This window comes from Clostridium ljungdahlii (assembly GCF_001636845.1).
GTDB classification, from domain to species: domain Bacteria; phylum Bacillota; class Clostridia; order Clostridiales; family Clostridiaceae; genus Clostridium_B; species Clostridium_B ljungdahlii_A.
The window spans coordinates 20361-32673 of record NZ_LITT01000035.1; the positions used below are offsets into that span (position 1 = coordinate 20361).

At 27.4% G+C, this 12313-nt stretch carries 12 protein-coding genes; 1 reads left to right on the top strand and 11 read right to left on the bottom strand.

The genetic code is table 11. From position 1 onward, the window contains the following. Window positions 1-328 precede the first annotated feature (328 nt). The 9 genes from WY13_RS22325 to WY13_RS12595 form a co-directional block, all read right to left on the bottom strand. Entirely contained in the window at window positions 329-499 is a 171-nt protein-coding gene (locus tag WY13_RS22325; RefSeq protein WP_082848516.1) for an Ig-like domain-containing protein, read from the bottom strand. A 35-nt stretch (window positions 500-534) separates the two neighbouring features. Next, window positions 535-786, bottom strand: a complete 252-nt coding sequence (locus WY13_RS12560; protein WP_082848498.1) for an Ig-like domain-containing protein — start codon at window positions 784-786, stop codon at window positions 535-537. A 38-nt stretch (window positions 787-824) separates the two neighbouring features. Next, a complete protein-coding gene (locus WY13_RS12565; protein ID WP_063555988.1) occupies window positions 825-1235 on the bottom strand; it encodes a GIY-YIG nuclease family protein in 411 nt (136 codons plus the stop codon). Between the two features lie 570 nt (window positions 1236-1805). Next, window positions 1806-2645, bottom strand: a complete 840-nt coding sequence (locus WY13_RS12570; protein ID WP_063555989.1) for a tyrosine-type recombinase/integrase — start codon at window positions 2643-2645, stop codon at window positions 1806-1808. A gap of 234 nt (window positions 2646-2879) precedes the next feature. Continuing rightward, window positions 2880-3677 carry a hypothetical protein gene (locus WY13_RS12575; protein WP_063555990.1) on the bottom strand — a complete coding sequence of 266 codons (798 nt, stop codon included), beginning with the start codon at window positions 3675-3677 and terminating at the stop codon, window positions 2880-2882. A gap of 931 nt (window positions 3678-4608) precedes the next feature. Beyond that, entirely contained in the window at window positions 4609-5235 is a 627-nt protein-coding gene (locus WY13_RS12580) for a hypothetical protein (RefSeq protein ID WP_063555991.1), read from the bottom strand. Window positions 5236-5326: 91 nt separating this feature from the next. Beyond that, window positions 5327-5755, bottom strand: a complete 429-nt coding sequence (locus tag WY13_RS12585; RefSeq protein ID WP_063555992.1) for a GNAT family N-acetyltransferase — start codon at window positions 5753-5755, stop codon at window positions 5327-5329. 959 nt (window positions 5756-6714) lie between these two features. After that, window positions 6715-8604: a DEAD/DEAH box helicase family protein gene (locus WY13_RS12590; RefSeq protein ID WP_063555993.1), complete on the bottom strand. Its 1890-nt coding sequence runs from the start codon at window positions 8602-8604 to the stop codon at window positions 6715-6717. A 422-nt stretch (window positions 8605-9026) separates the two neighbouring features. After that, window positions 9027-10112 carry a DUF3883 domain-containing protein gene (locus WY13_RS12595; protein ID WP_063555994.1) on the bottom strand — a complete coding sequence of 362 codons (1086 nt, stop codon included), beginning with the start codon at window positions 10110-10112 and terminating at the stop codon, window positions 9027-9029. Between the two features lie 505 nt (window positions 10113-10617). On the opposite strand from WY13_RS12595, the gene WY13_RS12600 reads away from it, so the two are divergent. Next, a complete protein-coding gene (locus WY13_RS12600) occupies window positions 10618-10917 on the top strand; it encodes a hypothetical protein (RefSeq protein WP_063555995.1) in 300 nt (99 codons plus the stop codon). Between the two features lie 310 nt (window positions 10918-11227). On the opposite strand, the gene WY13_RS12605 is transcribed toward WY13_RS12600, so the two are convergent. Further along, window positions 11228-11926 (bottom strand): metallophosphoesterase family protein, encoded by a 699-nt coding sequence (locus tag WY13_RS12605; RefSeq protein WP_063555996.1) that lies wholly within the window; start codon window positions 11924-11926, stop codon window positions 11228-11230. Window positions 11927-11990: 64 nt separating this feature from the next. After that, window positions 11991-12200 (bottom strand): cyclic-phosphate processing receiver domain-containing protein, encoded by a 210-nt coding sequence (locus WY13_RS21055; RefSeq protein WP_063555997.1) that lies wholly within the window; start codon window positions 12198-12200, stop codon window positions 11991-11993. Window positions 12201-12313 lie beyond the last annotated feature (113 nt).

Consider the following 12313-nt stretch of genomic DNA (forward strand, 5'->3'; position numbering starts at 1 on the left):
AATCGAATTTTATCCTTTAAAAGATTCCTGCTTATAGTATGAAGAATTTTCACATCTACCACACGCTTGAATCAATCGTTACCCTTACAGATTTAGTTACATTAACATCATCAGCTAAGTATGCTTTCACCGTTACAACCCCAACATCACTATCACTCTTTAATGTACAGCTATTACTTGTAACATTTGTCAATGTACACTTACAAGCAGAACCATCAATAACAAACTTAACTGATGGTCCACTTGGAACTGTAGTACCTGTTATCTTTGAAGTACTGTAAGTACCAATCTTTGTTGAACTTGCAGTTACCGAAATTAATTGCTGAATTTAAGAACTTACATCAATATTAACTGTCTTTGAAATAGTAGTATTTTTGATTGTTATATTAATTGTAGAGTTTCCACTGGCAATTGCTGTAATAAGTCCACTAGCGCTAACTGTTGTTGCTGAATCATTACTTGATGTATATACTATTTCTCCACCATTTGGTGTTGTAATTTCTGTTAACTAAACTGTCTGCCCTATATTTAGATTTATTGGAGATGTATTCTGTATAATTTATCTGTGTAATGCGAAACTGCCATTATCTTAATCTCAACACTAACTATAACATTAGTATCTTTTATATTACATATCATAGTAGCTTTTCCTGCTTTCATTCCAGTTATAGTTCCATCTTCTTTAACTGTTGCAATGCTACTATCTGAAACTGAGTATTCCACAGCACCTCCAACTGGATTAGTGGTTACATATAAATTAATTAATAGGCCCTCTTTTATTTGTATATAATAACATTAACCTAAACCTGCAACAGCCTAAATCTTTAATGCTCTTTTTCGATGTACTTAACATTAAACATAAAGGACATCAATCCTTCAATTCTTCCACGTTCATTCATATCCCCAATTTTCATAAATTTAAAATAGCAATTATTTTTTAAATATTCTTTTGCTTCCTTCATTGATTTTATATTAGTTTCATTCAAGTCCTCGACCAAATACTTTTTCAAACGTGCTGTTGACTGATTTCCTTGTAAATGATTAGTATATATCCTTCTTCTCATATTTGTTGTTCTTCCAACATATAGAATTTGATTAGTTTCTTTATGTGCAATCAAATACACACCTGGAACTTCTTCAATCATTGAAGGCTTCAAATTATTAAATTCTAATATCTCATTGTCTTGTATTTTTTCACATAGTAGTTTTGCCTGTTCTAATTTCTTTTTAAACATAAAATCCATCCTTTTAATCTAATCATGATATAATTAATCATATCATGATTAGATTAATTCGTCAACTTTTACTTTCTCCTAAGATTTGCATAAAGAAAATTCACCACTCTCTTACCTATATTGGTCTATAACCTCAATATGACCCATTTCAATAATCTACAGCCGACTATACGTACTGCTATACTCCACAGAAATGCAGAATACATTCCAAGTTGTTAATTATCCCCCCTGTATGCTCACATATCGTAAAAAGTAACAGTGTTCACTGATTTATGTCATCTTTAATAACAGTAGCGTTAACAGTATGAAAATTTATATTTCAACATTTTTGATTATAACTTACCATATTAAAGTGTCAATTCAATTTACCATTGAATTTTTACAATTTATCTTTTTTTATCACTAAGCTACTTAAAATTACTCCTACAAATACTTTCATTTTAATGATTTATATGTCTATTATAATAACAGTCATATCCAACTGAACATGCTTTAAGAGCATATTATAAGGTGCTTAACTACTCCTGTACTATCTGCTACAACAAAAAGAGATGTCTTTTTAAACATCTCCTATAATAATTCTGCTTTACTTTTCATTTTTTCTTTCGTTGGGTTAGTATAAAGTAATGTTGTATGAATATTATGCCCTGCTTGATTTGCCACTTCATGTACTGAGTATCCAGATTCTAAAGCATTACTACAATAAAAATGTCTTAATGTGTGTGGAGTAATCTTATCTGAATATTTGTTGAATACCTTGTTCATAACTGTCCTATCAATCTTGTTTCCTTTATTTGATATAAATAAATAATCACATTCAACTTTTTTACGCTCCTTTAAATATTCCTTTACAGCTTCAATAATTTTAGAATTTATATAAACTAATCTTTCTTTTTTTCCCTTACCTTCTTTAACTCTAATCTCCTTTGAAATCAGATTTATATCATTCAAATTTAAATTTAGACATTCGGATACTCTAAGTCCTGCATAAGCCATTATAGTTACTATAGCATAATTTCTATTACCTTCATGTTTTAATATTTGTTGCCTAAATGCTTCAATATCTTGCTTGTTTACTGTTGCCAATGAAGCAGACTCATTTTGTATTTTTACGTTGTCCTTTTTACTCACCACTATATCTTTTTGAATTCCTTTCTCTTGTAGATACTCATTGAACTTTACTAGAGCCGACAACTTAGCATTTATTGTTTTAGCACTTTTAACACCCTTATCAACATTTTGTAAATATGCTTTATATTCTAATACATTCTGTCTATAAAGTTGAGTTGGTTTTTCACCAAAAGAATCATTATACCACTTAAAATAACCTTCTACATGAAGCAAATAAGATTTAATAGTATTTACTGACTTACCTTCTTGTATTAAATAATCTTCAAATTGTTCTAACATATAATCACACTCCGTAAATTATGTTGCATTTTTGTTTATCATTTCTTTATTCACTAATACATAAATTAGATTTAATGTTTAATAGGGCTTTCATTACTTTTAAGTTATAGTACCAATTCATTAAAAATAAAAAGAGCATTTCTGCTCCCTATGCTCCGCAATAAAATAATAATTTGAATCCAGCCAAACGTTCAAAATACCCTAGTGTCGAATGTTTGCCATGTAAAATACTATCTATATTTCACCTAAAAAAATGTTTTGTACTTTATTAATAAAGTCTTTCTTATTTCCACCTATATTAACATCATGCAAATAGAATTTTCCTGAACCAATTAGCCAAAATACTTTGTCAACATTATATGGTGTGTCATTACAAATATTAGCCATTTCTATAACTGCTTTATAAGCTTCATAATCATTATCCTCACACAAACCAAAAGAAGAGAAAATATCCTTTATATGTACATCAGGCTTTGGATATTGAGAATACCCCATCTCCTTTAAAAAATCGCAAGCTAAAGTAAACCCAAGACCAAACACTTCTTTTTCAAGTATCAACGGCGCTGCAACTGACGACAATCTATTATTTGAAAAGCTAGAAATAAAATTATCAAAATCAACTGCGGTCTCAAACCCACTAATAAATTTTGATGCAGAGATAATTGATTTAGAATATCTCATCCATAGGTTATTTTTACTATCTTTGTTTTTAACATTAAAATTAGCACAGAATTCTTCATATAAGGAATCTGCATCATATTGTTGTAGAATACTTTCTGCATCATATTGATATAAAATTTGTTCAAAAATATCTCTTCTATTTTCATTCCATAGTCCAATTACATTAGGCATTCTATTACCATTTTGAAGTGAGCCTAATAATCCATATAAAATATCACTTTTTGTTTTAAAAGTCTTTTCAATATTAAAATATTTCCTTAATTCTTCTCCCTGTAGCTCTAATGGTGTGATTTCTATTAAATATTCTTTTGCCTTCGTATAACAGATTTGCATCTTTTCCTCTTTTTTCATTATTAATGTTTCTCCCCATTTTATATGTATAAATTATAAATGTTACATCCACCAATGTAATATCAACCATATATTTTATTATTGATAGTATACATCTTTTCATATTATTTTTCATGAATAAAAAAGGCTAAAGTTATCTATTCAAGCAATCTTAATTATCAAAAGTATTCTTTTATTCACTCTAATACCTATTTGATGTTATAAAATAGTGTTCTATCCATTTATATTCTTTTTTTCTCATTTATACTTTGATTTACTAAGTTTTGAGTTTCAAATCCGCATATAAAATATGTATTTTATTACAAAATTACCTACAACTATTAAAATTGAATTCAAAAAAAGAAAATAGCCACTTTCGGCAAAGTAGCTACTTTCTCTAACAATCATTTGTTAACATTTTAACCACTGAAATATATTTTCTTCTTTTTTCTATTATAACCATAAAAATATATAACATTCATGTATTTAAAAATTTAATTCTTTAGCTATATCTTCTTGAGAAATTCGGACATTTTGTCCGTTTTTCTGTCTATTCCCAAAATATTTGCTATCCGTGTTTTGTTATATCCTTTTTTAAATAATGTTTCTATTGTTGTATGCATTCCTACCCCCCAGCATTTATTTCATCTCCTTTGTAGTATTTATTTAATTTAACTACAAAGGCAACTTTTTTCCATCCAAGTGGGGAATTTTCTTGCACTTTTTTGGGTAATTTTATCTTACCACTAACATTAATGTTGTAAGGTCTTCTCTTATTATTACTGATACTAGCTCAAATCATTAACTGATTTTAATACATCTCTTTGTTCTTGAAGTGATTTTATTGTTACTCTTGGCATTATGTTAAACTTCCGTTTAGTAATTAATTTATAAACCATTTTAAGTATACTTTATATGTTAATATAGTTCAAATATTAATGATAATTTAAATTTAACATTTTCTATAAACCTCTTCAGTTATACAACTATTACTTAATAAGGCACATTTACTACTTAATCTATTTTTATTATCAATGCTTAAAATAAATAATTCATAATCAAAGTTTGTCCCACCATAAGCAAGAGGCATTTGTCCTTTATTCATCATCCCAATTCCATGCAATATTATTTTATCATTTACAGACCAATTCAATGAGTATACATTATTTTTCTCATTTTTAACAATTCTTAAATCATAAGTTGGAGATTCATTTCCTTTAATGAAATATCTAACTTTATAATTGCCTTCTAAGTTTTGACTGGTATCTTCTCTTAATGCGATTCCAGAACCTAATGTATTGAAATTTTGCGTAGAAGCCCAAAGTGCAGAATTTGACCTTAAGTCACCTATTGGTCTATATAAACCTACTCCTCCTCCATGCACTTTGTTAGAAAATCTTGATATAAGTAGTTGGTTATCAACAAGCATCCCAATTCCTAAATATTCTTTTTGAACATCTTCCTTATTTATTTTCCAAGTACATTTGTATGTTTCTCCTGTCTTTTCAATATTAAGAGTTCCTTGCTCATCATTTAAATTCCAATTTCCTAAAAAACAAATATCTTCAGAATAACTCATTACTATTCCCTCTCTTTGATATTATTTAGAATAATTAGCCACAATTTACACTTATGTCACATAATTAGAAAATTTCGAATCAACTCAAAGGTTATTTTAAATGTTTTACCATTTCATAAGGTGCTGTTTCTGTAAATCCAATTGACGGATAAAACTTTTGTGCTTCTACATAATCAGATGAGAATCTTGTATATATCGTATCAATGTCTTGCTGTATAGCAAATTCCTCTGTCTTTTTATAAAGCTTTTTACCTATTCCTTGCCTTTTCATTGTAGATTTAACATAGAGCCTTTTTAACCACATTTCATTTTTTGAAACAATTTTAGTTCCAATACTTCCTATAACCCTATCATTATCATCAGTTGCTATCCAAAACATATTTCCAGTTGAAATATAATTAGCAGCAATATCAAGTAAGTCTTCATTTAAGCGTGGTATTCTTCCTAATGCGTTTTTTCCTTCCAGAATCATAAATATCATATCATCTCTATATTTTTGCTCAAATACTTTAATTTCCATTTTAGCACCTCCTAAATTAATTATTACGCCATAAATTACAATTATGAAGCAACTACTATATAAATTATACCAATAATTGCTATGTATTTATATATTTTTATAAATATTGGCATAACTAATCTTAAGCTGTTTATTATATAAATTAAAAATTCTTGTTATCGTACCTGCCATCGTGTTTATAAAATATTAAAGTAAGCAAGTTACAAATACTAAAGAACTTCTTAATATTTAATCATCTTTTATAAAAGTAACTGTTAACGTGATGCAATCGTGTTTAGTCATCATAAAGTCTAAGAAATTGTTTCCTATAATGCCAAAAACTTGCCTTAACCACCAGTTAAAAAATTTCTGTTCTGTTTTGGTGTAGATGCATCTGATATATTTTAGTAAATGCATCCCCATCTTTCCATTAGATTCTTCTTCTAGACTCTTCTTCAAGCACTATAGATTCTAAAAAATACGGTAAACTTCCACAAAACAGGCTGCTAAAATTTTTTCTTTCCTTTGTTATGTATCCTTGTTCTTCGTTTTTTTCATAAAATTTAATATGTATCTAACCTCTATGCTCATTATATAAATATTTGTATCTTTCATAATTCCTCCTAAGTAAATATACGTTCTTTTCTTTTACACCATCTCTATGGCATAAGGGCTAGTATGTCACTACCGTTCCTACTATCCCTAGACCATTCCATAGACCTATGCAAAAAGAAAATAACCAAAAGAAATGCATAATAATATTTTATTTTTGTACAACTTTTTCCATTCTTAATTCGGGGGGATTTTTCAACATCAAAATCTCTTTATTTTTCTAATGAAAAAATCAATTTTTATCCTTTAAGGGTCTCCAAGGTCTATATATATATTATATAAAGAGATGGGAGACCCTTATGTAATAAAAATCATCGTTAAATTAACTAATATTAATAGTTTTAGTCGTTTAAAAAATCCCCCCTTATTTAAAAATTGACCACTACAATATTATTTTTAAATTTAATTCCTAATTCTTTTTCATCAACTTTATTAGCAATATCCCGGGAAAAGTGTGTATTATCTATTCCTAATGTCTCATAAAACAACCGCTTGTCAACCTCATAATGATTTTTCTTGCCTCTTTTAACAGCTTTTTCCTTCTTACATGTTTTTCTATTAGTAATCTTATAGTTATTGTAGACTCCTTCTCGAATTTCACTTATTAAAAAATAAAAGTCATCGGCAATCTTCATATTTTGATTATCTGCATCTGCAACTATTCTTACATTTAATAGTTCCTTTTGTACTTGTTTTATAACATCTAAATTATTATTGTATATGTGGAAATTCCCAATAGGTTCCTTGGTTCTGCATATTCTCTTACATGCTTGATACAGCGCAGATATTTCATCACTTAATAATAAACTATCAAGAATTTCATCTTCAAATCCTACAGTATTATTTCCTCTGTGCTTGCCATAAGACATATTTATACCGCAAGCATTATCTATTTTTTTATAATACATATACATTAAAACATATATAGGAAAAGCGAATCGATGAGTATGAACAATAAAACACTCTTCATATTCAGCATATTTATCTACTCCCCGCATATTAAAAAAATTGAGAAGAGCATATTCTTTAAACTGTTTTTTAAATTCATCATTTAAAAATCTTTTATCTAGAGCTTCACACTCCGCTTTGTATGTTATTATTAACACTTTTGTGTCTTTTCTTGCTTTTTTCTTAATATCTTGAACTATAAATTTTCTCCATTCTGTCAATTCATTGTTATCACCATTTTTCTTTTTTGCACTCTTAGAAGTATTAATATTATGCCAATACAAACAACATCGTGAGTGGTCTATAATTCTTTGAGATTTAACAACATCAAACATATTACCTATTGTATATAACTTGTTGAATTTGGCAGAAGCATCAAGTAATACATTATTACTCAGCATTAGAAATCTAAAATTGAAATTACAACTGTATAACGTCCCATTCCAATATAATGTTCTATCAAGTGGTATATTCTTGCATAATATATTTATCTTCTGGATTTCCTCAATAATCTCATTTTTAGTAACATTCACTTTATTGTCCACGTTATAATCATTTATAACCTCATTATCAACAGAATTAATTAAACTTATAAGATTGTTGTATTCTTCACTTGTAAAGATATTGTCTATACCTACCTCCTCGGCCACAATAATTCTATTTTTTAAATTCTTTATATTTTCATAGAATTTTATAGTTCTCTTTGGTTGTTCACACAATTTATCAAATAAATTCAATATTTCATCATTATCAATAGATTTAATTAGTTTTAACATATTTTTATATGTATAATCACTGTAGCTACATAGGTTATTTACTACTGCATTTATTTCTTCATCAATTATTAGAAAACTAAAGTTTCCTTTGATATAATTCCGATAATCTCTATGAAATTCATTCTTTGGAGAGCATAAATTTAAATAAGTAGCATGAGTCACAATCAGCACTTGCTTTTCTGCACAATCATAAAAATTCTTACTCGATATTCCGCTCTTTTCTTCTCCTTTCTGAGATGGATTATAATACATAGCGACATTTTCTCCGACTTCTTTATTTATCAGTTCTGCTACTCTACTGCACTCCTCTAATGTATGTGTCGTAAATACATATTTTATTGGACTTCCACCTTTAATAGCTTTCGCTATAGCATAAGCGGTTCCTATTGTCTTGCCTCTACTTGTTTCTAAGGTAAAGACCTTAAATTTGTATTTACTACGTAATCCAATTAATGGATTTGATATATAGTTTATCATTTTCATTAAATCTTTATCTTTTTTGTTTATTATATTTTCTAATCTTTCCGTTACCAATAATTTACCTCCTAACTTACTACTTTAGGAAGTATTCAGCAACGGCTTGTCTTACCGCCGCTGAATTATTGAATATGTATACATTATAATTAGGATTTAAATTATCCACATCTTCTCTTTTCATTTTGAATCCTTTGTCTGTTAAATATTAGATAAATATATGCTAAGTCAAAGGAAAGTAGCTATAGAATGTCATATAAGACCCTCTACATTAAAGATGTATGTTGATAACACTATACAAAGAATCAATAAGGAAGATTTAGAGAGTCTATATAATTTTTTTAATAGGCTAGATGATAGGATTACCATAAGTGACATTGTTACTTTTAAAAATAATAATGAAAGCAGATAAAAATTTGAAATTCAGCGATATAGTTGAGCACGTAGATGTTGAAGTAAAATATGAGAAAACTCTATAATTCTTATTTTAGCTTCTTTATATAATCTTGAAACTTTTTGTCTTCATTCTTTTTTAGAAGTTCTCTTTCTATTGATACTTGTAAACAAGGAATATTAATACTTACATATTTATCTTTTCTGACTTTAAAAATTGGGTTGATATCATGTTTACTAACTAATTTTATAGGATTAGATATTATATAAAGTTTATAAGGCTTGTTATTTAAAAGTCTCAGTATGAACAGTTTATATTTTTCTTGTTTGTTATTAGCTTCCTCTAATTCTTTACGAGTCATATATATTGTAATCTTGCCATTAAGTTTCTTAGTTGATTTCACTTCTATAAATTTCTTCTCGCCCATAATATTAGCTTCTAAATCATACCCCTTACCACTTTTCGTTACATTTTCAATTAAAGCTTCACCTTTAAATATGTAATGTAAATAATCTTCAGTTGTTCCTTCACCCATTTTACCTATTTCTTTCTTAGACTTCAAACTGCTGTCTTCTTTAAAATCAGATGTTCTGGAACTTACAGACTCAATTTGTTCTCCAAAAAAATCAGTAAATAATAAATCTTTCTGCTTTTCATAACTATATTCATTTTCTCTATCAACTATATACTTCTTAAAAGCGTCTAATTCTGAATTTGTCTCAAGGTATTTTAAATCTAGGCTTTCCTTATAATATTTTAATTTATCATATTCACAGCAATGCTTTTTTCGATTCATAAAGATACTTTGTATCATATTACTACTAAATCTTTGCTTTATTGATAAATCTATTTTTTTATATTCATTATTTATTATATCTTGTATTTTGGCTTGAGCATCTCCAAAAAATTTTCTCTGCTGTTTAGTACGTTTTTTTCTACTTACATACTCCAATATAAGTTTATATAGGACTTTTTCATCCTCTTTACTCAATACTATGCATTTCATATAATTCAGTGCATTAAGAATGTTTGTATTAACAGTTTTTGCAGTATATAACTTTCCACAGCCGAGATTATTTTTATAAGCATATGCATCAAGATATATTAAAGCATCATATATACTATTTTTTCTTGATACATTTTTTAGTATTTTTTCAATTGCTAATTTATCCATTTTTACTTCATCCATTTCATCTTTTAATTAATATTAGTTTACCTAAATATTTTAGTAATATTATTTTCATATTTAATAACAATTATCTCTTTTCTTATTATGTAAATACTAGTAATATAAATTTGATGAAAATGGCTAAATATATAATTGAATTTAAAATGATTTTATGGTATTAGAAATAATGTTGTGACTGACAAAGTTATATGGAGATATTTTAGCCAACATACTTACCAAATTTTTACCATCATAAATCGATTACTATTCACATTAAACCTCTGAGTAGTCTGATTATAAGCACTTAAGTCTCGCCTCATAGTAGAATAAAGGCCTTGCAAATTGATAGACTATACCTTCCTCAATGTCAACAGAAACTATAAAAGCTGCAACAACATATAAAAAATTGATATTATTATAGTTATTAATAAATTACACTTTGCAAATTTTGATATGATTTTGTAAAATATAAGTTATTACATTTATTTCTTACATAAAGGAGGATTTTTAATTGAGCGCTAAATTGATTTTTAAATTTAAGAAGAACTTGTTACAAATATTTCAATGGAGTAGTGCCAATGCTGTTATTGATGGGAAAAATACTATAAAAGTGCCTTGGACTCAAGAAACAGAATTACTTATTAATGAGGGACATCATAGAATTCAGATGTCATTTCCTTATATGGGTAGTGAATCTGGAAAAGCAAGTATAGAATTTAATATACGAGATGAAGAAACTTTTATAATTACTTATAAGCCTCCACTAACAATCTTAACTGGTGGTACAATTTTGGTAGAAACCAACAATTGATTCTAATGTTAATACTTTTAAATATGCATTTTAAGAATAAATAATATTAGACAGACTTTAAACGGTGGAATATGCAAAAACTACCGTTTATCTATTTTAATAAAGCTTTTTTCGTCATACACTTAATTTACAATTTTATTACTAATTCTATTTCGCTTTTTTATCTAAAACATTAGTTATACTTTTCATATATGTTGATTAATATCAATTGCACTCTCAAGCATATATTTATTGAGATTAGCTTAATACTTAATAGTACTATAAAATCAGTCTATGCCCCACACCTTAGTACTTTGCTACTTTAATGATATTAAATATTATCTATTCTAATTATCTTTTCATATACTAAAGTATGTTTATCATCCACCTCTATATCCTCATGAAAGTGACCAAAGTACCAATGGTTATATTTACATTTTTCTTCTATTACCTCTAGATATTTGTTAACAGCATCTTCTGGTTTAGGTTGAAAACCAAATATTTCAGTTATCTTGTTAAGAATAGTTGTTGGACAAGTATGAGTCATTATGTAATCAACTTGCCAGTTATTTTTTTCAAGATTATTTAGTCCCTCTTCACATTGTGCATAATCTGGAAGCTCTTCTTCCCACCAAGAGATAGACCTGATTCGATTTTCCTTATCAACAGATGATGCTCCGCCAATTGTGAAAAGCTTTAATCCATTTATAGTATATACTTGTCCTCGCATTAGATGATAAATACTAGCATTTATTTTATGTATTTTTCCACCATTCCATTTTTCTACAGGAAAAGAGTTTAGCAAATCAAAATTTTCATGATTACCATCTACAAACAATGTAGTAAAATTTCTACTTTTTAACCACTTTCTCCAATATAATTCCTCTTTGCTTTCATTCCAAATGCCACCAAAATCCCCACAAATTATTACATAATCATCTTTATTCATGGCTTTCTGTTGAGGAAAATTATTGATATCTAATTTATGAATATCATGGGGTATATGAGTATCCCCTGTCACGTATATCATACATATTCTACCTTTCAGTATATTTATTTTGTGTAAAAGGATAATTATTTTATCATCCCTTAATTCATTCCCACAAATATATTTTATTTAATCCATATCCTGTTGAAATTAAGTTTCTGTCTTCACCTAAATCATGGTCTAACAAAATGATTTTTACATGATAATTTTCTAAATAATATATTGCTTGTTCTACAGTTTTTGCTAATATAAAATTTTTAGGAAAGTCACGCAGCTTATCAAGAAGTATATTTATATTTTGTATTTTTTCATTCATATATGTTTTTAATTATAAACATTTAGTTTTTAAATATACATATATACATACCTCAAAAATACTTATTATAAAGCATAAATATAATAAATGTGCCATTAAAATATCTTTAATTA